We start from the raw sequence: 21,188 nt of genomic DNA on the forward strand, positions 1-21,188 counted from the left end.
TGGCAACCAGACCCGCATCAGGACCTCGACAGGTATCTGGGAAATCAGTTACGACGCCAACGACCGCCCCGTTGTCTTCACCAGCCAGGATGGCCGAACGGCCATCACTTGCGGCTACGACTACCAGGGAAGGCGCTTCGAGAAGAAAGTCACCGTCAATGGAACAATATCCAGCCATTGCTGGTACTTGTACCGAGGCTATTTGCAGGTAGCCGAGCTGGATTTGATGCATCCTGAACCTTTGCTGGTAAAAAGCTATTTGTGGGATCCGACGGAACCGACCGCTACACGCGTTCTGATGTTGACTAATTGGAAAAACGGTGGAACAACCATTGATCAGCATCTTTGCTTCATGCACGATGCATTGAAAAATGTCACTTCTATCTTTGATGATTACCAAACGCGAAGAGCTCGCTATGAGTATGCACCCTTTGGCAGACTTATTGTGGCAGAGAGAAACATGGCTCAGGAAAGTAGGTTCCGCTTTTCTTGCGAGTACATGGATGACGAACTGGGACTCGTTTACTACAATTACCGCCACCTCAATCCCACAGACGGAAGATGGATCAACAGGGATCCCATTCAGGAACAAGGAGGTTGGAATTTGTATGCATTTATTAGGAATAGAATTAACATAGAAGTGGATTTATTAGGTAAAATACCCCCCTACAATGGAGGTGCTTCTGGAATCGTTGAAGTTCCTATTTTTCCTCCTGCACCAACACCTCCTGCACCAACACCTCCTGCACCAACACCTCCGCAAGAAGGATGTTCAATCCAAATTTGTTGCAGGCCTGTAGCGGTCTTTAGCAGAGCCCATTGCGTGATCAGGTTTGTCTCTTCGTCAGGCCCCTCCAGAGGATGTAGAGGAGGTCCTACAGGAAGAGGAAAAAGTAGCGGTGCTGGTGGTAGTAGCGGTAGTAGCGGTAGTGGTAACGGAAATGGACAAAGCTCTCATTGTAAGGGATGTTGTGGCTCATGGGGGAATGTCATTGGAGGATGTGGTTCGATTTCAAATGGAACGGATCCTCTCAGCGTAGGTATCACTGAAGATCTTAATGATGCCGAAAGCAATCCTAATCGTTGTGAGACTGTAGCTATCGTGAGTGAAAGAATGTGTTCAATAGCCTATAGTTGTATCCAAAAAGAAATGGAAAAAATAAATCAAGAATGTTATATCTATAAGCCTTTAGGCAATAACAGCAATACAACATGGAAAACTGCTTATAGGAATTGTATTGGCGGTGATTATGATCCTCCAGAATCTCAACCAGGAAATGATGAATTCGACGAAAATGAAAAATGTAAGAAATAAGATTCTAATTATTTTATTAATTTTAATTCCTTTTTCTTTAATGAATTTATTTGGAAAAGAGCAATTGGAAGTAACCATAAAAAATCAAGACGAGATACCTGTAAAGGCTTTCATCTCTCTTGAGAGAGATAATTCGTTTTTTCAAAAAATTATTAATCCTGTTGGTTCTTTTTATCATAATAAAAGCACTATCTATACGGAAGATATCAAGGGAAAGGGAAAATTGAAAAATATTCGAAATGGTGACCGATTGGTATTATTTACGAATAGGAGTATATTGCCGATTCAGTTGCAATTAAAAGGGAAGGATATTTATCAATTTACGTTGAATTCCACCGACTTGCCTCCGTTGCCAGAAGAAAATGGAATGAAACGTGATCCGGATTGTGTTCTTTTCACTTTTGAAATTCAAGATATGTCAATTAAATTGCTCCATATTGAATACGCTTGGTCAGCAGAAGGGAATCAACGATGTAAAGCTATGGAATTGACAAAATGATAGGTATGGTTCGTCCTGAAAAAGCGTTACAGGGTTAGACGTAAGATTTTAATATTTCCAAACCCTCCGGAAAGTTGCATTTTCCGGAGGGTTTGCTTTTGCTGATTTATAGCAGATAGCTTTGCTGGGTTGTATAGCCGTTCCGGTGTTTTTGAGGAATCTATATACTTGACTAATGAGACTATTTTACATCTTTTTATTATTTGAAGGTGAACAATTTTTGAATGATATACTTAGAAATTTATATCATTAAATTTTAATAATAATTCACAGTTTCTTTCCATTTTTTATTTATTGGATTTAATGAAAAGAGAGATGCCCGGTTTGGACGAATCAGATGACTATTTAAGGATGATTAGTCAAGTATGTAGGTTTCAAATATTCCTGTCGTTGTTTTGGATATTCTTCAAATGCCGCACCAGTTTAAAAGCCAGGCTTGGCGATTGTTACAATAGCTGTGGTGGACCGATTGAAAGTCAAACCAGGCAGAGAGGAAACTTTTGATATTAATGCGACAATATCAGAAATTTTGTATGCCACCCTTGGTCATTCTTTTTCATAAGGCGCCAGCTCCAACTGGCCCAACGTGTCGGGGCGCCCTTTCAGGGCCATGCGCTTGAGGTGTTTGGCGAAGGCGGGGCGGCGGTGGTACTTTCCCACAACCTCTCCCGTCGTTTTCAGGCGCAGAAGGTACTTGTATGTGGTGACGCGGATGGCGTCCGGTTTGGCGGCGGCGCAGGGAACGGCCCCTATTTCCCGGCAGATTTGTTTCCACCGCGGGCCGTGGGTGCGTTCTCCGTGGCGTGTCCAGGCCAGGGCGTGGGCTATCTCATGCAGGATGGTGTCACGGATTTCATGGGGGCTTCCAGATTGGCGCGGACAAAGTGGACGGAGAGGGAGATGCTTTTTTCCAGCAGGCGGCATACGCCCAGCCGCCTGCGGGCACGGTCCCAGCCGAATTTCCAATCCGGGAGGTCCAGTTCATCCATTTTCAGGCGGGCATAAATTTCAATGTCCCGGAAGCTGTCGCGGTTGCCGGATTGGAGGTTCCCGATGGTCATGCTGCGGGGAGAGCATAGCACGGAGTGTGGGGAGGAAATACGGAGAAGGTCATCATGACGGAGTTGCCGCGGAGGGTATGGTTTTTTTACGGAAACAGACGTTTTTCTTTGCGGAATCGCGGAAAAAGAAAGCATGCGGAAAGGTTGAAGGGCAGGGCTCCGTAATAGGGGATATCACTATGATTTCAGCTTCCGGTACCAAGCCGCAGAGGATTGCGGCCATTGACGCCCTGCGGGTTTTTGACATGTTTTTCCTGACGGGGGGCTGGCCCTGGTAGTGGCCGGCATCAATCTTTTTTATGACCAGAGCCCCGCACGGTGCAGCGCTCCCATCTTGACTACGATCGGAAAGGTGGCATGATTGGGGTGAATCTGGATGGTTTGGCCTCTTCCTTCACTTGGGAATACGATGAAACCAGCGGCTTCCTCAATCGGCTCACCTACCCCAACGGCATGGTTCGCAGAAACATCTACCATCCCAAGCTCAACCTCGTGGCTTCCATTGGCTATGAGAAACAGGGAAATGGAGGCATGGCCGCCGGCCATGAATACCAGTATGATGCCCTGACGCGTCCAGTTCAACGCCGGGACTCCTGAGATGCCGCCCTTCCTGCCACAGTAAGAGATTTTACCTACAACAGCCGCAGTGAATTGACTGGAGATCAACTCAGGGAGAGAGGCAGCTACAGCTACCGGTACGACAACATCGGCAACCGCAAGACTGCACGGGAACTGGAGGAAGAAGTATCCTACAATGCCGACCGGCTTAACCAGTACACGGACATTACCAGAAATACGGAACCATTCATTCCCACTTACGATGCAGACGGCAATCAGACCAGAATCAAGACTTCTATCGGCATTTGGAAAGTGAGCTATGATGCCAATGACCGCCCTGTAATTTTTACCAGCAAAGACGGACGGACTGTCCTTACCTGCGGCTACGACTACCAGGGAAGACGCTTCAGCAAGAAGGTCACCGTCAACGGATTAACAGCCAGCTATTGCTGGTTCCTCTACCGGGGCTATTTGCAGGTGGCCCAACTGGATTTGATGCGCCCTTCTTACAGACTTGCGAAAACCTATCTGTGGGATCCGACGGAACCGATGGCCTCGCGTATCTTGATGATGACCAGCTGGAAGGATAATGGTACGGGAATAAAGGAACATTTTTGCTTCATGCACGATGCTCTGAAGAACGTCACTTCCATCTTTGACTGTAAGCAGACGCGAAGGGCGCGCTATGAGTATGCCCCCTTGGAGCCCTAATCACGGCGCAGGGCGACAGGGCTCAGGAAAACAAGTTCAGGTTTTCCTGCGAGTTCATGGACGACGAGCTTGACCTGATCTACTACAATTACCGCTACCTGAATCCTACAGACGGCAGATGGATTAACAGGGATCCTATTGATGAACAGGGGGAGCAAATTTATATGCATTTTCAGGAAATGCTGTGATAAATAAATTAGACTTATTAGGATTAAAGCCTGCTTTGATGGATGATTATGATAATGCAACAAAATTCTTGAAAAAAGAAGTATCTAAGCATATTTTAGCTGCACTAAGTAAAATTATTAAAAAAGCTAATTTTAAGATGTTAAGTGGCAGGCAAACTGTCGAGCATGGAGGGGCTTTATTTAGAAAAAAAACAGCTAATTCCTATTCATATAAAGTAAGTAATCACGAAGCAGAGAGTAAAACATATCACCACCAACCAGAAGTAGCTCCAAAAAATTATTGTGAAGTAGCAATTTGGCATTCTCACAATATCGTATTCAAACACGATGGTATAAATGAAAAAACAGGGTTCGTTCTAGGCGGAAGGTTGGAAGGCGTATTTGGACCTGGTTCCCTTTCTCCAGAAGATGAACGTACTGGATATGGATTTGTATGGGCTAATGGACATAGAGTTCCTAAAATGGACAATCCTGAAAGTGTCCCTGCATATGTTATCCAAAGTACTCCGAAACCAGCTCGCAAAGCTCTCAGACTAAAAACGTTGGATCAAGATATAAAAACACAATTCTCAGAAGAAGATTTCACAGCTATCTTGGTAGCGCGACAGATTGATGACCCTCAATCAAATAAAGAAGCAAATATTGTTATTTTAGATGAACACGGAAAACCTTTACTACCGAAGCCACGTCCTCCGAAATCTGGGAAGACTAGGCACTAATATCTTAATAATATATTTATGTTTAGGTTCTTTTTCGTGGGGGATGATCACCTGCGAGAGTCTTCTGCAAACTTAGATGATATATTTGTATCTTCTACAGATTCCAGCAGCAAGAGTCTTAACGATAGTGATATACAGATTTTTTACTTGGTGAGTGATCCATGTTGGGGAAATTTGGAAAAAGATAAGAACAATTTGTTGGAATCAGAATTGCGGAAAATCTATCCTGAATCAGGCTCTCTCTCATGGCTGGAATTTCCCATATCACCGGATTTGCCCAGTAACCCATATGGCATTAAGACATGGAGGATATGTCGCCAGCAACTCCTGTATCGGCATTATTACCCGTTCACGCATTTCTGGTATGAATACCTAAATTTAATGCCCTGCTGGATGTACAGTTTGACTGATTATATCAATGCTCCTGAACTGCAAGCCATACAACTATTGCCATGTCTTTTGAAACAGCTTTCAGATACCATGAGTCTATTTCAACATTCACCGAGAAGACTTGGAATGGAGTGGGTAGATATAGGTTCCTTGAATATGCAGGAATACGGAGGAACCCTTTCCATGATCCAATACCAAAATATGCCATGGGTTGCCTTATGTTCATATTTCACCGGCAGAACTGATTTGAAAGACAAATCATGGCTTGTGTGGTGCAGCGAGTATATTAGTCGCGTAGTCAGAAAATATCAGTATTTATATAGACTGATTTATAATACGTCTGAGTTTGCTCATCTTGGGGTATATGAGCAATTATGGATTGCCCATCAATTCAAAGCAAATAATGAATTAAAAAATAAAGATAATCATAATTATTTGGCTGATCAGTTTGATTCGAAGCGGTTATGGAATATATTATTCCCGAAAGATTATCCCGACAGCATCCGGATTTTATTTTTGGATTTCCAATATACAGCTGGGTTGTCAATTCGCGGGAAGTATATTTATTACGCCATGATCAAAAATGATAAAATGCACTTGTTCAATGATTTATTTTTTCATAAGACATTGCCGATTCCAGCAGGTTACGAGCAACTGGAACATCAATATGGGTTGCGTAAATTATCTCAACAAGAGTATTGGGAAATGGCTCTTAGTTTGGATGGTGTCACAAGAGGTCTTATCATTTCAAATGATCTGTTTTCAAAAATGAAAACCTTGTTTTCCCAATTACGTTTTCAACGGAAAGAAGAAATATCGGATTCCGAACTATTTTATATCCGAATGCCCAATGATCTGGAATGGAAAAAAAGTTCATCCATTGTGAATGATGAAAATTTGACCAAATTCCAGGATATGATCATGGATATTGCTCTTATTCTGCATTCGGAGTTTTTACATCAATTTGTGTATCCAGTCATATCGGATGAAAAGCCTGAAGTACAATAGATACTTTAAAGTAAAAGTAATGAAGAAATAATGTCTGTGGATATAGGCGGTAAACCGCATGTGACAAGATCGGCGTTTTCTTTTACCGGCTCTCCTATCCCAACGCCAAACTTCGCAGTAATATCTACCATTCCAACTCAATCTTGTGACTGCCATCGGCAACGGTCAGGATGGAATGGTCAAACAATGACCACATACGAATGCCGGTACAACTCCCTGATGACCCGCTGGAAGAATGCAGAAGGTGAGCTTTTATGATAATGACGTATCCTGTTTTTCGCTGGGAATCAATTCCAGTTGCCCCAGGGTGTCGGGGCGCCCTTTCAGGGCCATGCGCTTGAGATGTTTGGCAAAGGCGGGGCGGCGGTGGTATTTGCCGACGACTTCGCCCGTCGTTTTCAGGCGCAGAAGGTACTTGTATGTGGTGACGCGGATGGCGTCCGGTTTGGCGGCAGCGCAGGGGACGGCCCCTATTTCCCGGCAGATTTGTTTCCACCGCGGGCCGTGGGTGCGTTCTCCGTGGCGTGTCCAGGCCAGGGCGTGGGCTATTTCATGCAGGATGGTGTCACGGATTTCATGGGGGGCTTCCAGATTGGCGCGGACAAAGTGGACGGAGAGGGAGATGCTTTTTTCCAGCAGGCGGCATACGCCCAGCCTCCTGCGGGCGCGGTCCCAGCCGAATTTCCAGTCCGGGAGGCCCAGTTCATCCATTTTCAGCCGGGCGTAGATTTCAATGTCCCGGAAGCTGTCGCGGTTGCCGGATTGGAGGTTCCCGATGGTCATGCTGCGGGGAGAGCATAGCACGGAACGCGGGGAAGGAAATACGGAGAAGGTCATCATGACGGAGTTGCCGCAGGGGGGCGTCTTTTTTACGGAACGACCGTTTTTCTTTGCAGGATCGCGGAAAAAGAAAGCATGCGGAAAGGTTGAAGGGAAGGGCTCCGTAATAGGGAATATCACTATGAGTTCAGCTTCCGGTACCAAGCCGCAGAGGATTGCGGCCATTGACGCCCTGCGGGGTTTTGACATGTTTTTTCTGACCGGAGGCTTGGCGCTGGTGGTAGCCGGCATCAATCTTTTTTATGACCAGAGCCCCGCATGGCTGGTGAAGCACAGCGCGCACGTGAACTGGGAGGGGTTTGCGGCCTGGGACCTGGTGATGCCCCTTTTCCTGTTCATTGTGGGGACAGCCATGCCGTTTTCCTTTTCCAGGCGCATCGGCACGGAACCCATGTGGAAGATTTACCTGAAGGTGGCCAAGCGGGTGGTGGTGCTTTTTTTGCTGGGGATGGTGGTGCAGGGGAACCTGCTGAGTTTTGAACCGTCCAAGATGTCCCTGTACTGCAATACGCTCCAGGCCATCGCCTCCGGCTACTTGATTGCGGCCATTTGCCTTCTTCATCTGTCCATCCGGTGGCAGGTAGTGGTAACAGGGCTGTTGCTGGTTGTGTACTGGCTGGTCATGAAGTTCGTTCCTTTTTCCGACCCCGTAGTGGGTTCCTGCACGGCAGGGATGCTGGAACCGGGACGGAACCTGGCACTGCTGCTGGACAAGTACCTGATGGGGGATTGGCAGGATAAGACGAATTACGCGTGGATTCTGGCCCAGTTCGGCTTTGGGGCCATGACCATGCTCGGGCTGCTGGGCGGCCAGATTCTGAAAGGGGTGCAGGGGCACGGGAAGAAGCTGGCGTGGCTGCTTGGCGCAGGTGCGGGCTGCCTGATTCTGGGATATGTCTGGAGCCTGGATTTTCCTATCATCAAGCATTTGTTCACCAGCTCCATGGTATTGTGGGCGGCGGGATGGTGCTATTTCCTGCTGGCCCTGTTCTACCTGCTGACGGATGTGCTGAAACTGAACTGGCTGACGTTCTTTTTCTCCGTGATCGGGAGCAATGCCATTTTCGTGTACATGTGGGCGGAGCTGTGCCCCCCACGCGCAATTTCTCCCGGGTGCTGTTTACCGGGTTCAGCGAGTGTTTCGGGGATGCGAACCGGTTTGTCTTTTATTTGTGCAATTACGCCCTGATTTGGGGCGTGCTGTATTACATGTACAAAAACCGGACCTTCATCAAGGTCTAGGCTTGTTTTCAGCCCTCCGTTCATAGTAGGGTCTTCCGCGTGCGGGCGGCGCTGCCGCGTGGAGCGTTTTCCGCGTGGACCGGCATGCCTGCGCCGGGCGTTCGTCATGAGCCGGTCCTTTCTGGAGCCATGGAGATTCCTTTCAACCAACCTCACAAACACGGTCCCGAACTGGATTATATCCGGGACGCCATCCAGCGTGCCCATTTATGCGGGGACGGCTATTATACGAAGAAATGCCATGAGCTGCTTATGGAGCGCACCGGGGCCGGAAAGGCCCTGCTAGTCCATTCCGGAACCGCGGCTTTGGAAATGGCGGCCCTGCTGATCGATTGCCGCCCGGGGGACGAGATTATCATGCCTTCCTATACGTTCGTCTCCACGGCGAACGCGTTTGTGCTGCGCGGCGGCGTTCCGGTGTTCGTGGACATCAGGCCGGATACGCAGAATATTGACGAGACGCTGATTGAAGCGGCCATCACGGACCGCACCCGCGCCATCTGCGTAGTTCATTATGCGGGCGTGGCGTGCGAGATGGATGCGATTATGGAGATTGCCCGGCGGCACCATTTGTACGTGATTGAAGACGCCGCCCAGGGCGTAGGCTCCTGTTACAGGGGGCGCAGACTCGGTTCCATCGGCCATTTGGGGTGCTACAGCTTCCATGAGACCAAGAACGTCATTTCCGGAGAGGGCGGCGCCCTGCTGGTGAATGATCGGGAGCTGATGGAGCGCGCGGAGATTATCCGGGAAAAAGGAACCAACCGGGCCAAGTTTTTCCGCGGCCAGGTAGACAAGTATACCTGGGTGGACGTAGGCTCATCCTACCTGCCCGGAGAGATGACAGCCGCCTATTTGTACGCCCAGCTTGAACACGGGCAGGAGATCAACGGGGAAAGACTGAAGTGGTGGAATATGTACCACCGCGCGCTGGAACCCCTGGAAAAACAGGGCGTCCTGCGGCGTCCGTGCGTTCCGGAACACTGCGCGCACAACGCGCACATGTATTACATCCTGCTCAATTCTCTGGAGGAGCGCACCAGCCTGATTGGCAAACTGGCGGAATGCGGAATCAAGGCCGTGTTCCATTACATCCCCCTGCATTCCTCCCCCGCCGGGGTGAGGTTTGGGCGTTGTGCCGGCCCCATGCCGCATACGGACCGCACCAGTGAAACGCTGCTGAGGCTTCCCCTGTATTATGACCTGGGGGAAGAGGGCTGCCGGGAAGTGCTGCGGGCCGGGTTCGGCCTGGAAGAGTTTGAAGAATGATGAAGATTCACCTGGTCAACGTGTCCGATGTGGACGAGTCCATGCGCATGCAGCTCCGCATGTGGCGCAATTCCGACGCGGTCAGCCCTTTTTTTCTGCTGGACCAGGTAACGGAGGACCAGCACCAGGCATGGCTGGAAAGGAATATCCGCGGTGAGGACGCCCTTGCCTGCGTGATTTACGCGGACCGGGTGCCGCTGGGGCTGGTGTACCTGCCGTGGTTTGACCGCGCCGCGCGCCGCGGTGAGATAGGCATTTATCTGTATGACCGGGGATTCAGGGAACTGCGCCCGGCTTCCGCCGCGTATGCGCGGATGATGGAGCTGGCTGCAACAGAGCTGGAGCTGGAACGGCTGTACGCCCGGATTCTGGAGAATAACGCCGCTTCCATCCGTTTTCATGAACGCATGGGATTTTCCCATGCCCCGGAAGAGGACGGGGAGTGCGAGAAGAACGGGGAAAGAAAGCGCGTTCTGATGTATGTAAAAATGTTATGACTGATCCACAGGTTCAACTGTCCATTGTGGCTACCGTGTACTGCACGGGTGGCTATCTGGCGGAGTTCTGTTCCCGCAGTTTTGCTGCCGCGCTTGAGGCGGGTTATGACCCCTCCCGCACAGAGGTGGTGCTGGTGAATGACGGCTGCCCCAGGGGAGGGCTGGAACAGGCCCTGAAGGAACGGGAAAAGGACAGCCGGGTGCGCGTGGTGGATTTGTCCCGCAATTTCGGCCACCATCTGGCCATGTACGTAGCCTGCGAGGAAGCCCGCGGAGAGCGCGTGTTCCTGATTGACAGTGATCTGGAGGAAGCCCCCGAATGGCTGGCGGATTTTTCCCGGGAGATGGCCTCCACCGGGGCGGACGTGGTGTACGGCGTGCAGGAGAAGAGAAAGGGCGGCCTGTTTGAAGCCGTTTCCGGAGAGTTGTTTTACACGCTGTTCAACCTGCTTTCCGACCAGCAGATTACCAGGAACATGGTCACGGCGCGGCTGATGAGCGCGCGTTTCCTGCGGGAGATGTTGAAATTCCAGGACCGGGAGCCCTTTTTCTTCGGCCTGTGCGTTTCCGCCGGCTTCCGGCAGGTGCCGTGCACGGTGAAGAAGGCGTCCTCTTCCCCCACCACCTACACCTTCCGCAAGAAGATGGCGCTGGCGATGAATTCCGTGGTTTCCTACAGCGCCAGGCCGCTGGTGTACATTTCCTACTTCGGACTGGGGGTCACCCTGATTGCCATGCTGTACGTCATCTGGGTGGTTGTGCGCCAGCTTTTGTACAATGTGGCGCCTCCCGGCTGGGCCTCCTCCGTGGCCTCCATCTGGCTGGTCGGCGGTCTGATTCTGATGAGCCTGGGGGTCATCGGCATTTACATTTCCAAGATTTACAAGGAGACCAAGCACAGGCCCGCCGTAGTGGTGGCGCGCCGGTATGAGTGAGTTCCTCCGCTCTTTTTCTCTCATGATCAACTACCTTATTCTGCACCTGCTGTTCATCGTTTACGCCCTGAATACCGTTCTGGGGCGGATGGCGGCTCCCTATAGCTGGACGGACTGGCACCGGTTCGCCCTGCTGGCCGGCGTGCTGTTCCTGCTGGGCATTTATGCGGCAGGGTGGCAGGTGATGCTGAAAAAGTTCAATCTGGGCGTGGCTTATGCCAACCGTTCCGCCGTGGTCATCTGGGGAATCCTGCTGGCGTGGCTCTGCCTGGGGGAGACCCTTTCCTGGACGCTGGCGGCAGGGGCGGTGCTGATTATCAGCGGCATTATTCTTGTTTCCACGGAGGAGGACGCGCATGAATGAGGAATTCTACATCGGCCTGAACCTGTTTTCCGTTTTCCTGGCCTCCTGCACGCAGGTGATTCTGAAAAAGTCCGCCATGAACGAACGGCTGTCCGGCCTTTCCTATTTCGTGAATCCGGCCACCGTGACGGCGTATTCCATTTTCCTGGGCTGCTGCCTGCTCACGTTTTACTGCCTGTCCCATTTGCCGATGATTACAGTGAATGTGCTGGAATGCTCCGCATACGTGTACATCCTTTTCTTCGACCGGATTTTTTTCGGCAAGCCCATTACCATGCGCAAGGTGGGCGGCAACCTGATGATTATTGCGGGCATTATCATCTGCCTGAACCGCTGAGGCGGCGGCCATGGCCTTTTGGTCCTTCCGGGCTTTGCGCCGGGATAGGCTCTTGACTTTCATTTTATCCGTTTCTAGTATGCGGGCCCGGGCAGGGAGAACAGCCCGCAAAGTCAGGGAATTTGCTTATGTTGAAACAGGTTTGGAGATGGGTATCGCTTTTTCCGCTGCTCCATCCCGTATGGTTCAACCTGCTGTTGCTGGTTTTGGCCTGGAGCATTGTGGGCGTGGCGTACCAATCCAATGACGATCTGGTGATTGCGTCCGTGCTTGACGGCTGGGGCGACCCCTCCTACGCGGACGCTCACGTCATTTTCGTCAATCCCCTGCTGACCGGGCTGCTGCTGAAAGCGGCTCCCGTTCTGGGCGGCCTGTCCGTCTGGCCCGTGTTCCTGGCGCTTGCCACGCTGTCCAGCGGAGCGGCCATTTTCACGATGCTGACGGCGCACGCCCGCAAGGCGCGCAGATATGATTTCAATACGCTGGTCCTGCTGCTGGTGTGGCTTTTAATCATGCCGGGCTTTTATGCCGCCCTGCAATTCAGCCATGCCGCCTTCCTGACGGGGTTCACCGGAGTGCTGGTATGCCTGAAGTACGGTTCCTCCTCCTGGAAGGGACTGTGCACGGGGGGATTCCTGTGCGTGCTGGGCAGCATGATCCGGCTGGACGCCGCCCTGGTGTGCGATGCTTTCTGGGGGGCCATCCTGCTGGCTGGCAGTTTGGACGGGTTTAAACCGTCCCGGGAAAAGATGCGTGCCCGCGGCCGTCTCTGGCTGGCCCTGGCCGGCGTACTGGCAGTCTCCTTCGGTCTGAATGAGTATAACAAGCACGCCCACCGGAATGTGCTGGAGGGCTGTGACGTGGCGGCGTGGAACCAGGCCCGCGCCCTCCTTTCGGACACATGCCCCATCAGGCCGGAGGGCGCCTACCAGTGCGAGGAGTACGGCGTGTTCGCCAACGATATCAAGATGGTCCGGATGTTCACCAATTGCGATATGGACGCTTTCAACACGGATTATCTGGAAAGGCTTCTGCTGGCGCGGGACGGGGGCGAGTTCTGGCCCAGGGCCTGGGTCCGCGGGGAGAAGGCCCTTCATCTGTTTTCCTGGGATTCCGTCATGGACCTTCTGCCGTGCTGGATTTTATTCGGCCTGGCCTGCCGCGTGTCTTTCCGGCGGGGGGATTCCCCGGCTCTGGTGTTCTGCGTGGGCGCCCTGCTGGTGCTGATTCTGCTGTACATGTCCAGCATAGACCGCCTGTATTTCCGCGTGGTGTATCCCACGTTCCTGATTGCCGGGCTGTGCCTGCTATGGTCGGATAAATACCGCCCCATTCGTTTCAAATGGACCGGAAAGGGCGCCCTGACAGGCGGCGTGCCCATGTTCTGCGCGTTCACCGTTTCTTTGTCACAGGCGTGCGCCGCCGTGTGGGAGGCCAATCTGGAGTCTTTTTCCCCGGATGCCGGCCGCCTGCTGTGCGAACGGGTGGACCGTGAACCGGATTCCCTGTTCTGCGTCCAGATGTCCGGCGGCACCATTGACGACCTGGCTCCGGGACAGTCCGTTTTCCGCAAGGCATGGAGCTGTTCCCGGAAGAATGTCGTGACGCTGGGCGGCTGGAATTTTCCGTTGAAGCCCGTGCAGCGGAAGCTGAAGGAGATGGGCTGGGAGGGGCAGTCCTCCCTGAACCTGTGCAGGGACAACGTATATATTGTCTGCCTGACTCCGCAGGGGGACGTTTCCGACATGGACAGCAAGTTCATGGGGATGCTCAGCCGCCATATATGGGAGCGGCACGGCGTACGCACGGCCTGGCATCTGGATGAGAATATTGAGGGCGTGCGCATTTACCGCCTGCGCAAGACATGGTTCCAGCCCGGGAAGCAGGAACTGCCTCCGTCCCGGTGATGCGCCGCGCCGGAAAGTAAAATCCCCCGATGCACGCTGCGCACCGGGGGATGAAAGGGAAATTGGAGCTGTCGACGGTTGTTAAAAGCGCGGGCCGCCGCCGGGCATGCGCCTGTTTGTGCGCTCTTCACGGAGTTTTGCCTGTTCCGCCGGGGTAAGAAGCAGGAATTCCAGGTCGCGGATGGCGCGCTGTTTTTCAGCGGGATCCTTGATGCCGGAAATCAGGCTTTTCATTTTTTCAAGGGCGGCCACCTGGTCGCCGAGCTCAAAGCATGCCTTTTCCCGTTCCCACTGCCTTTTGACCAGGAAGCTGGCTTTTTCCACTTCCGCCGTTTTTTTGTCGCTGGCGGAATTATTTTGCAGCAGGGTCGCTTCCAGTCCGATGCGTTTATTCCAGAGTTTCCGGAAGTTTTCCACATCCTTTTTTTCCTTGTAGGGAGCCAGCAGCACGCGGTCGAAGATGGTGTTGAGGTCCATCAGGTTGTCCGGCAGAGTATCCGAACGGTAGTCGCTGATGTTCAGGTAGGAGCGGATTACTTCACTGGCTCCGCCCACCATGGGGAGCTGTTCGCCCACATCCTTGGCGTTGGCGGCCACTTCATCCAGCATGGACAAGACGCTGGAGGAAACGTTGAGTTCGCGCTCGTTCTTCTCGGCATCCGCCTTTCTCAGGCACAGCAGCATCCATTTGCACTGGATTTGAAGGGCTTTTTTGAAGCCTGGGGCCACGTTGTTCCCCGTATTCTGCTTGCGCCAGTTGGAAAAGGCGGTGCTGGGGCTGTCCGGCTTGCTGCTGTTGCCGTTGCTGCCTCCTCTTCCTCCGGAGCCCGGCATGCGCATCATCCGGAATCCTCCCCCTCCGCCCCGGTTCAGCATGCGGGACATCATGCTGGTCGGGTTCAGAAAGCGGTCTTTCATGGCGTCTACATAAAGTTTCATGGCGGCGTTTTCCGTGCTGGTGGCCGCGGTGAGGGCGGTCACAGCCTTCTGGATACGGGCGGAGCTGGTGTTCAGGTAGCCGGATTTGACTTCCTTAAGCCACTCGGTGGCTTCCTTCCTTGCGGAATCGGTAAGCATTTCCTGAGCCTGGCAGAAACCGGAGCCCAGGATGAGAAGCATCAGCGCGGAAAGCGCCGGACGTTTGCGGAGCGGGGTGAAGTGTATCATGACGGTATGAGGTTACAGGGTATTTTTACAAACCCCTCCCCTGAAGAAAAGTTGCAGCTTTTCTTCAAAAAAAAGAACAGCACATATTGTTACGGAGGAAAAATGTTTACCCCAGCACCTTGCGGACGCAGGCGGAGCAGACGGCTACGGCCTCCTCCATTTCCTCCGGGGAAATGATGAGGGGCGGGTTGAAGTACAGGACGTCTCCCAGCGGCCGAAGCAGCAGGCCCTGTTTAAGCGCTTCCTTGTAAATCTGGTATCCCAGCCGCCGTTCGGACGGGAAGCTCTTCTTGGTTTCCCTGTCCTCCACCAGTTCAATGGCGTTCACCAGGCCCAGGCTGCGGATTTCCCCCACGTGCGGATGGTTCCCCAGCGCATCGGCGATCATCCGGTGGAAGAGGGGGGCCTTTTCCTGCGCCCGGGAAATAATTTGTTCCTCGTCCAGAATCTTCAGCACCGCCAGGGCGGCGGAACAGCCCAGGGGGTTGCCGGAGTAGGTATGGCTGTGCATGAAGGCCTTTCCTTCCCGGTAGTCCGCATAAAAGGCATCGTAAATCTTCTGCGTGGTGATGGTGATGGACATGGGCATGTAGCCGCCCGTGAGCCCCTTGGAGACGCACATGATATCCGGGGAGATGCCGGCCTGGTCGCAGGCGAACATGCTGCCCGTGCGGCCGAAGCCGGTGGCGATTTCATCCGCAATGAGGTGCACGTTATAGGCGTCGCACAGGGCGCGCAGCTTCGCCAGATAGGCGGGGGGTACATTCGCATGCCCGCGGAGCCCTGGAGCAGGGGTTCCACCAGCAGGGCGGCGCATTCGTCCCCATGGCGCGCAAAGGCCTCCTGGGCCGCGTCAATGCATTCCGCCTGGCAGCAGCCTCGTTTTTTTCCCTTGGGGCAGCGGTAGCAGTCCGGAGCGGGAATGCGCACGATGTCCAGCAGCAGGGGCTTGTAGAGTTCCGAGTAAAGGTCCAGGCCGCCTGCGGAGAGGGCTCCCAGGGTTTCTCCGTGATAGCCGTCACTCAGGGACATGAAGCGCACTTTCTGGCGGTTTCCGGTCTGGTAGTGGTACTGGAAACTCATTTTCATGGCGGATTCGATGGACGCCGAACCGTTGTCGGAAAAATTGAACTTGCAGAGTCCCTGCGGGATTTTTTTCATCAGCTCCTCGCACAGGGTGATGGCCGGCTTGTGCGAGAAGTTGGCGAAGATGACGTGCTCCAGGGAATCAAGCTGGTTCTTGATGGCCTGGTTGATTTTAGGGTGGGAGTGCCCGAGCAGGTTGCACCACCAGGAGCTGACCACGTCCAGATAGCGCTTCCCGTCCACGTCGTACAGGTGGATTCCCTGCCCGCGTTCGATCACGATGGGGGGCAGCGTTTCATAGTCTTTCATCTGGGAACAGGGATGCCAGATGTATTCCAGATCTTTTTTTGACCAGTCGGAGTGATTCATGGGGAAAGGAGCGGGAAAACGGGACAGCCCTTATTTCATGCGGACTTCATAGCCCAGCTCCGCCAGCATGGCCAGGTCTTCCCGGATGGTGACGCCGGAGGTGGTGAGCATGTCCCCGGAGATGGCGGCATTCGCCCCGGACATGAAGATTTTCCTGCCGTGGTCCTTCATGGTGTTCCTTCCGGCGGCGATGCGGACGAAGCCATCCGGCATGATGAAGCGCACCAGCGCCACGATGCGGAGCTGGTCTTCCTCCCCAAGCGGGGTCATGTTCGCGTACGGCGTACCGGGGATGGGCGTCAGGAAGTTGATGGGCGCGGACTTGATGCCCAGTGCGGCGATGTCCATGTACATATCTATCCGGTCCTCCAGGGTTTCCCCCAGCCCCATGATGCCGCCGCTGCACACTTCCAGCCCGGCTTCCATAGCCCACTTGATGGTTTGCAGCTTGTCGTCGTACGTGTGCGTGGTGCAGACATTCGGGAAGTTGCGGCGGGAGGTTTCCAGGTTGTTGTGGTAACGGGAGACGCCCGCGGCCTTCAATTGTTCGCAGTGCTTTTTGGAGATGAGGCCGTGGGAGGCGCAGAGGGAGATGCCGCAGCGTTCGGCGATGTGCCTGTAGCTGGCGCAGAGCCGGTCCACGTCCGCATCCGTCAGCCTCTTGCCGGAGGTGACGATGGAATAGCGCAGGATGCCCCGTTCGTCATTGTACCTGGCGCCCGCCAGCAGGGCTTCATCACTTAAGAGGGGGTATTCCTCCACCGCGGTGGAGTAATGGGCGGACTGGGCGCAGTACTTGCAGTTTTCCGAACATTTGCCGCTGCGCCCGTTGATGATGGTGCAGAGGTCGAAGACGTTTCCGCAGAAGTGCTCCCGGATGGCGTTGGCCGCCTGGCACAGCTCCTCCAGCGGTTCCCGGCTGAGGGCTATCAGTTCTTCTCTGGTGCAGGAACCGCCCTGGAGCACCCTGGAGAGGAGGGAAGAGGTCAGACTCATGCGTCAAAGACTACCCCCGGCGCGGTTCACGTCAAGGGCAGAATGCCGGGGGTTACGTATCGTGGGGAATCCTTCCCTTTTTCCTTATTTGGCCGGCTGTTCCGGGGCCTTGTAGCGCAGGGCCTGGAATCCGGGCGCGGGCTTGTATTCCTTGTCCAGGATGGCGATGGCCCTGTCAATAAGGTCACGGTTTTCCGCGGCGATGTCGTTTTTCTCCGCGGGGTCTTTTACGATGTCGTACACTTCCCAGTTGCCGGGTTTTTTGCCAGGGAACAGGTTGAGGCGGATGACTTTCTTTGCGTCAAAGCGCACGGCCACCTGGCCGCCGTAGCCGCCTCCCGCCCAAACCACGGGTTTCCTGTCTTTCAGGGCGGATTTTTTACCCAGCAGGACGGGAGAGAGGTCTATCTTAATGGGGGGAGGAAGGCCGTTTTTTTACATGCCGCCAGAGACAGGCGGCACAAATCAGGAGAAGGGTGGCGAGGATGATGCAGTAATAGGTGTTCTGGCGGTGGTCCCTGTATTGGAGGAGGACATGCGCGGGCGTGTCGGAAACGGGAAGGGGAACGATGATGCCGTAGTTTTCCGAGCATTCCACGGGAACGGGCACCCCTCCGTTGATGCGTGCCGTCCAGCCTTCGGAATAGCTTTCCAGAATATCCAGTGAGGAGGCCCCCGGCGGGACGGTGAAGTCCATTTTATTGTACGTGAGCCAGTTGGGGTGCACGACGGCGCTTTCTTCCGTAGCAGGGCCGTTTGCAAAGTATCTGCCCCTGTAATGCGGGTTGGCAAAGAGGACGTACCGGGAAGTGTTTTCCACCAGGTTCCAGCCTTTGGTTTCCGGGAGCTGCTGGCGCGGGTTAACGAGAAGGTGGGAAATGCCTGCCTTGGCGGCGGCTTCCGGATGGGTCAGGATGTCCTGAAGGGCATGGAGACGTTTGGGCCTGACGGTTTCATAGCCTTCCGCCTGTTTGATGCCGAAGCTGGAAAGGTGGTTGTCGTGGAAATAGTCCTTGTCCCTGTGTGAAGTGTAGCACAGGACGGAACCGTCCCCCACCTGCTGTTTCAGGTGCGGCAGCCATTCGGGTTCCCTGTACAGGCCTGCGGATTCGGGCTTGTCCGCATAGTGGACCCAGGTGGCCTGAACGAGAAGCTGTTCCCCCAGGGAGCACAGAATGACCGCGGAGGCCAGCAGCAGCTTGTGCCGTGCGAAGACATGGATGCGGGAGGCGGCCCACAGGCCTCCCCACAGCAGTGCAAGCAGGGCCAGCGTGCGGGGATACCAGATGCACGTTTGTTCCAGCAGGCGTTCCGTCCTCAGCATGTACCAGGCTTCCCTGCCCGTTTCAGCGGGTGAGAGGCGGGAAACAAGGTTTCTCTGGAGGGTGGAGAGAATGTCCTGGTGGAAGATTTGAATCAGGATGGAGCACAGAAGCCATCCCAGCGTTAGGATGCCCAGCGCGATGAAGATTTTCTTCCAGACCGTTCTTGCGGGTTCCTGAGTAAAGGCATGGAGCTGCCACGCGGCCAGCCAGGAGGCGCCCAGGGCATAGACCGTGGTGGAACGGGAATAAAAATAGGTGATGAGGGGGGTGAAGGCCAGAATCAGGCTGATGACCATCAGGAATTTTGCCGTCAGGGGGGCTTTTCTGTTAAAGAGGCCCAGCACGGCAAGGACGAAGATGACGCCTCCGGTGAATTTCAGGTCAAACAGGTCCTGGCCCATGAGTTTGAACAGGTCAATCGTTTCCGGAACGCCCAGGAGCGTGGGGAACAGGACGGTGACCAGGGAGGGAAGATGAGTGATTCCGGTCAGGAAGGGAATGGGCCTGCAACCTTCCATCAGGGGTGGAATGGTCTGGGCCAGCACGTCTATGGAGAGAAGGCCCCCGGCGATGCCGGACACCAGGTAGGGCAGGGAGACGCGCCAGAGGGTTTTAAACTTCCAGCGTGAGGGGGACGTCCACCAGTCCGCCAGCCAAACGCACCCCGTGAGCAGTACGATGAACAGGCACGCCTGAAGGTGGCCGCCCCGGAACCCGAGGGCGATGAAGAGGATGGAAGGAAGGTCGATGATTCTTTTTTCCCTGTTGCGCATCAGCGCCCATAATATCCACGGGGCCCAGCACATGGTTCCCAGCACCCACCGGTGGTAAATCCACAGGACGAATTGGGAGTAGAAGCCGTAGCCTATCGCCCCCAGCAGGCAGTAGGGAGCCGGAACCTGGCGGCTCCGCAGGAAGACGATCATGCCCAGACCCGCAAGGAAGAATTGCAGGATGATGCCCGTGTCCCAGGCCGTCCAGAAGGGCAGGAAGAAGTAGAGGACGTGGTGCCAGTCACCGGGGCACAGCATCGTGTTTTCCGCAATGGCCGTTCCGTTGTGGGTGTACGGATTCCAGCCCATGTAACCGTCCTGCCGGAAGCTTTGCGCTACGGAGTAGTTGTAGGGCAGGTATTGGGAGATGGCGTCCACGGTAAAGTGGTTGTGGACGTTTTCCATGGGCTGCGTGGCATACGGGGAGATGAGGCAGTCCATGATGTCCATGGGCGCCAGCACTTTGCCCCCGAAGATGGCCGGGGCAAAGCAGGCCCCAACGAGGACGGCCCAGAGGAGGCAGCAGAGCCAGAAAGAGCGCCGGGAGAGGGAGTCAGTGTTTTTCATGCTTAAGATTGCGTTCCTCCCAATGCATGAGGGAGAGGACATGGTCGTACCGCTGGGCGGACCGGAGGCCGTGAAGTATGAAGGCGATGGTCAGCGCGAGGGCCGATACGGTGAAAAGGCCCATGGACAGGACGGCCAGCGGAAGGTGGAAGACATAGTCGTACCGGAAGTAGTCCAGAACGGCAGGGATGCCGGCCAGAATGGCGAGGATGAGCAGAACCGCGCTGATGATGGAGAAGAAGAACAGGGGGCGGTGGTTCATCAGGACGGCGAAGATGGTTTTGATGACCTTCACCCCGTCAGATACGGTAGAGAGCTTGGATACGGAGCCTTCCGGGCGGTCCATGTAATTAGTGGGGATTTCCACGACGGAATAGCCGTTGTCCAGGGCGTGGATGCTGATTTCCGTTTCCAGTTCAAAGCCCGTGGAGAGAATGGGGAAGTTTTTGACGAACCGCTTGGAAAAGACGCGGTAGCCCGTCAGGATGTCATGCAGGTTGCCCTGGAACAGTTTGTTGATGAGCATGCGGACGGCCTTGTTTCCCGTATTGTGCATGGGGCGCTTGTTTTCCCGGCTGTAAATGCCGGCGTCATGGCGGTCTCCGCATACCATGTCCGCATCTCCCTGGAGAACCGGTTCCAGCAGGCGGGGGAGGTCGGCGGCGGGATAGGTCAGGTCTGCATCCACCATTACGTAAACGTCCGCATCTATTTCCCGGAACGCCTTTTTAATGGCCATGGCCTTACCCTTCCGTTTTTCTTGAAGCAGCGTGCCGGAACAGCCTAATTCTTCATAAGTTTTCCTGGCTATTTCCGCAGTTTTATCGGAAGAATTATTATCAACTACATAAATGGCCGCTTCCGGGCAGTGGGAATGAAAATCCTGCATCACTTCCCGAATGGTCAATTCTTCATTGTAGGCGGGGATAATGATGGCGATGGAAATCATGTGATGACCTTTTGAAAATTGAGTATCTTACCAGAGATTACGGATTGCGAATTCGAAGTCAACATGTTTTTCTGAAACCGAATTAGTTAATAGAAAAGACCGGTTATCGGAAAAGA

General features: G+C 53.8%; 22 protein-coding genes and 1 pseudogene. 14 read left to right on the forward strand and 9 right to left on the reverse strand.

Annotated features, from left to right (window positions below; translation table 11 throughout):
- The first annotated feature begins 352 nt into the window (after positions 1-352).
- Entirely contained in the window at positions 353-1,315 is a 963-nt protein-coding gene (locus tag PVA48_RS08130) for an RHS repeat domain-containing protein (RefSeq protein WP_423232505.1), read from the forward strand.
- Positions 1,296-1,814 (forward strand): hypothetical protein, encoded by a 519-nt coding sequence (locus tag PVA48_RS08135; RefSeq protein ID WP_146018222.1) that lies wholly within the window; start codon positions 1,296-1,298, stop codon positions 1,812-1,814. Before PVA48_RS08130 ends, PVA48_RS08135 begins: the two co-directional genes overlap by 20 nt.
- Before the next feature lie 546 nt (positions 1,815-2,360).
- Here the strand turns inward: PVA48_RS08135 and PVA48_RS08140 are convergent.
- Both PVA48_RS08140 and PVA48_RS08145 read right to left on the reverse strand, forming a co-directional pair.
- Positions 2,361-2,738, reverse strand: a complete 378-nt coding sequence (locus PVA48_RS08140) for a SprT-like domain-containing protein (protein WP_102722623.1) — start codon at positions 2,736-2,738, stop codon at positions 2,361-2,363.
- On the reverse strand, positions 2,639-2,875 hold the full coding sequence (locus PVA48_RS08145; RefSeq protein WP_146021157.1) for a hypothetical protein: 237 nt from the start codon (positions 2,873-2,875) through the stop codon (positions 2,639-2,641). Before PVA48_RS08145 ends, PVA48_RS08140 begins: the two co-directional genes overlap by 100 nt.
- Before the next feature lie 357 nt (positions 2,876-3,232).
- Here PVA48_RS08145 and PVA48_RS08150 point away from each other — a divergent pair, with 357 nt between their 5' ends.
- From PVA48_RS08150 to PVA48_RS08170, 5 genes are read left to right on the forward strand one after another with little or no spacing between them, the layout of a single operon-like run.
- Positions 3,233-3,472, forward strand: a complete 240-nt coding sequence (locus tag PVA48_RS08150; protein ID WP_102722625.1) for a hypothetical protein — start codon at positions 3,233-3,235, stop codon at positions 3,470-3,472.
- Positions 3,473-3,526: 54 nt separating this feature from the next.
- A complete protein-coding gene (locus PVA48_RS08155; protein ID WP_423231572.1) occupies positions 3,527-4,144 on the forward strand; it encodes a hypothetical protein in 618 nt (205 codons plus the stop codon).
- On the forward strand, positions 4,144-4,332 hold the full coding sequence (locus PVA48_RS08160) for an RHS repeat-associated core domain-containing protein (RefSeq protein ID WP_423232506.1): 189 nt from the start codon (positions 4,144-4,146) through the stop codon (positions 4,330-4,332). The genes PVA48_RS08155 and PVA48_RS08160 overlap by 1 nt, the downstream gene beginning before the upstream one ends.
- On the forward strand, positions 4,329-5,051 hold the full coding sequence (locus PVA48_RS08165) for a hypothetical protein (protein WP_423231573.1): 723 nt from the start codon (positions 4,329-4,331) through the stop codon (positions 5,049-5,051). The genes PVA48_RS08160 and PVA48_RS08165 overlap by 4 nt, the downstream gene beginning before the upstream one ends.
- A gap of 36 nt (positions 5,052-5,087) precedes the next feature.
- The gene (locus PVA48_RS08170; RefSeq protein ID WP_423231574.1) at positions 5,088-6,449 is read left to right on the forward strand and encodes a hypothetical protein; all 1,362 of its coding nucleotides are present in this window, start codon (positions 5,088-5,090) and stop codon (positions 6,447-6,449) included.
- Between the two features lie 252 nt (positions 6,450-6,701).
- Here PVA48_RS08170 and PVA48_RS08175 read toward each other — a convergent pair whose 3' ends face one another.
- Positions 6,702-7,289: a SprT-like domain-containing protein gene (locus PVA48_RS08175; RefSeq protein WP_215451146.1), complete on the reverse strand. Its 588-nt coding sequence runs from the start codon at positions 7,287-7,289 to the stop codon at positions 6,702-6,704.
- A 121-nt stretch (positions 7,290-7,410) separates the two neighbouring features.
- Here PVA48_RS08175 and PVA48_RS08180 point away from each other — a divergent pair, with 121 nt between their 5' ends.
- The 7 genes from PVA48_RS08180 (at position 7,411) to PVA48_RS08210 (ending at position 13,840) form a co-directional block, all read left to right on the forward strand.
- Complete coding sequence (locus tag PVA48_RS08180; RefSeq protein ID WP_423231575.1) at positions 7,411-8,478, forward strand: acyltransferase family protein; 1,068 nt, start codon at positions 7,411-7,413, stop codon at positions 8,476-8,478.
- Positions 8,479-8,660: 182 nt separating this feature from the next.
- Entirely contained in the window at positions 8,661-9,800 is a 1,140-nt protein-coding gene (gene rffA / locus PVA48_RS08185; RefSeq protein WP_102728736.1) for a dTDP-4-amino-4,6-dideoxygalactose transaminase, read from the forward strand.
- Positions 9,797-10,297 (forward strand): GNAT family N-acetyltransferase, encoded by a 501-nt coding sequence (locus PVA48_RS08190; RefSeq protein WP_102722630.1) that lies wholly within the window; start codon positions 9,797-9,799, stop codon positions 10,295-10,297. Before rffA ends, PVA48_RS08190 begins: the two co-directional genes overlap by 4 nt.
- Positions 10,294-11,232 (forward strand): glycosyltransferase family 2 protein, encoded by a 939-nt coding sequence (locus PVA48_RS08195; RefSeq protein ID WP_022396446.1) that lies wholly within the window; start codon positions 10,294-10,296, stop codon positions 11,230-11,232. The genes PVA48_RS08190 and PVA48_RS08195 overlap by 4 nt, the downstream gene beginning before the upstream one ends.
- Positions 11,233-11,254: 22 nt before the next feature.
- Positions 11,255-11,596, forward strand: coding sequence for an EamA family transporter (locus tag PVA48_RS08200; protein WP_022396447.1), 342 nt, complete (start codon positions 11,255-11,257; stop codon positions 11,594-11,596).
- Positions 11,589-11,933: a hypothetical protein gene (locus PVA48_RS08205; protein WP_022396448.1), complete on the forward strand. Its 345-nt coding sequence runs from the start codon at positions 11,589-11,591 to the stop codon at positions 11,931-11,933. The genes PVA48_RS08200 and PVA48_RS08205 overlap by 8 nt, the downstream gene beginning before the upstream one ends.
- 128 nt (positions 11,934-12,061) lie before the next feature.
- Entirely contained in the window at positions 12,062-13,840 is a 1,779-nt protein-coding gene (locus tag PVA48_RS08210; RefSeq protein ID WP_102728735.1) for a hypothetical protein, read from the forward strand.
- 81 nt (positions 13,841-13,921) lie between these two features.
- Here the strand turns inward: PVA48_RS08210 and PVA48_RS08215 are convergent, their stop codons facing one another.
- The 6 genes and pseudogenes from PVA48_RS08215 to PVA48_RS08240 form a co-directional block, all read right to left on the reverse strand.
- The gene (locus tag PVA48_RS08215) at positions 13,922-15,007 is read right to left on the reverse strand and encodes a hypothetical protein (protein ID WP_022396450.1); all 1,086 of its coding nucleotides are present in this window, start codon (positions 15,005-15,007) and stop codon (positions 13,922-13,924) included.
- A 106-nt stretch (positions 15,008-15,113) separates the two neighbouring features.
- Positions 15,114-16,462: pseudogene (bioA, locus tag PVA48_RS08220) on the reverse strand (adenosylmethionine--8-amino-7-oxononanoate transaminase).
- A gap of 30 nt (positions 16,463-16,492) precedes the next feature.
- Positions 16,493-17,458, reverse strand: a complete 966-nt coding sequence (bioB, locus tag PVA48_RS08225) for a biotin synthase BioB (RefSeq protein ID WP_102726658.1) — start codon at positions 17,456-17,458, stop codon at positions 16,493-16,495.
- 84 nt (positions 17,459-17,542) lie between these two features.
- Positions 17,543-17,809: a hypothetical protein gene (locus tag PVA48_RS08230; RefSeq protein WP_102728733.1), complete on the reverse strand. Its 267-nt coding sequence runs from the start codon at positions 17,807-17,809 to the stop codon at positions 17,543-17,545.
- Positions 17,810-17,867: 58 nt separating this feature from the next.
- On the reverse strand, positions 17,868-20,123 hold the full coding sequence (locus PVA48_RS08235) for a hypothetical protein (protein WP_102728732.1): 2,256 nt from the start codon (positions 20,121-20,123) through the stop codon (positions 17,868-17,870).
- Positions 20,110-21,072: a glycosyltransferase family 2 protein gene (locus PVA48_RS08240; protein WP_022396455.1), complete on the reverse strand. Its 963-nt coding sequence runs from the start codon at positions 21,070-21,072 to the stop codon at positions 20,110-20,112. Before PVA48_RS08240 ends, PVA48_RS08235 begins: the two co-directional genes overlap by 14 nt.
- Positions 21,073-21,188: the final 116 nt, after the last annotated feature.

Source organism: Akkermansia sp. JRP_AM1 (genome assembly GCF_049262625.1).
Taxonomy (GTDB): domain Bacteria; phylum Verrucomicrobiota; class Verrucomicrobiia; order Verrucomicrobiales; family Akkermansiaceae; genus Akkermansia; species Akkermansia massiliensis.

Coding starts and splice junctions, on each gene's coding strand:
- PVA48_RS08130 (WP_423232505.1), top strand. CDS start 353: ATGCACGATGCATTGAAAAATGTCACTTCTATCTTTGATGATTACCAA.
- PVA48_RS08135 (WP_146018222.1), top strand. CDS start 1,296: ATGAAAAATGTAAGAAATAAGATTCTAATTATTTTATTAATTTTAATT.
- PVA48_RS08140 (WP_102722623.1), bottom strand. CDS start 2,738: ATGCCGCCTGCTGGAAAAAAGCATCTCCCTCTCCGTCCACTTTGTCCG.
- PVA48_RS08145 (WP_146021157.1), bottom strand. CDS start 2,875: ATGACCATCGGGAACCTCCAATCCGGCAACCGCGACAGCTTCCGGGAC.
- PVA48_RS08150 (WP_102722625.1), top strand. CDS start 3,233: ATGATTGGGGTGAATCTGGATGGTTTGGCCTCTTCCTTCACTTGGGAA.
- PVA48_RS08175 (WP_215451146.1), bottom strand. CDS start 7,289: ATGATGACCTTCTCCGTATTTCCTTCCCCGCGTTCCGTGCTATGCTCT.
- PVA48_RS08180 (WP_423231575.1), top strand. CDS start 7,411: ATGAGTTCAGCTTCCGGTACCAAGCCGCAGAGGATTGCGGCCATTGAC.
- rffA (WP_102728736.1), top strand. CDS start 8,661: ATGGAGATTCCTTTCAACCAACCTCACAAACACGGTCCCGAACTGGAT.
- PVA48_RS08190 (WP_102722630.1), top strand. CDS start 9,797: ATGATGAAGATTCACCTGGTCAACGTGTCCGATGTGGACGAGTCCATG.
- PVA48_RS08195 (WP_022396446.1), top strand. CDS start 10,294: ATGACTGATCCACAGGTTCAACTGTCCATTGTGGCTACCGTGTACTGC.
- PVA48_RS08200 (WP_022396447.1), top strand. CDS start 11,255: ATGATCAACTACCTTATTCTGCACCTGCTGTTCATCGTTTACGCCCTG.
- PVA48_RS08205 (WP_022396448.1), top strand. CDS start 11,589: ATGAATGAGGAATTCTACATCGGCCTGAACCTGTTTTCCGTTTTCCTG.
- PVA48_RS08210 (WP_102728735.1), top strand. CDS start 12,062: ATGTTGAAACAGGTTTGGAGATGGGTATCGCTTTTTCCGCTGCTCCAT.
- PVA48_RS08215 (WP_022396450.1), bottom strand. CDS start 15,007: ATGATACACTTCACCCCGCTCCGCAAACGTCCGGCGCTTTCCGCGCTG.
- bioB (WP_102726658.1), bottom strand. CDS start 17,458: ATGAGTCTGACCTCTTCCCTCCTCTCCAGGGTGCTCCAGGGCGGTTCC.
- PVA48_RS08235 (WP_102728732.1), bottom strand. CDS start 20,123: ATGAAAAACACTGACTCCCTCTCCCGGCGCTCTTTCTGGCTCTGCTGC.
- PVA48_RS08240 (WP_022396455.1), bottom strand. CDS start 21,072: ATGATTTCCATCGCCATCATTATCCCCGCCTACAATGAAGAATTGACC.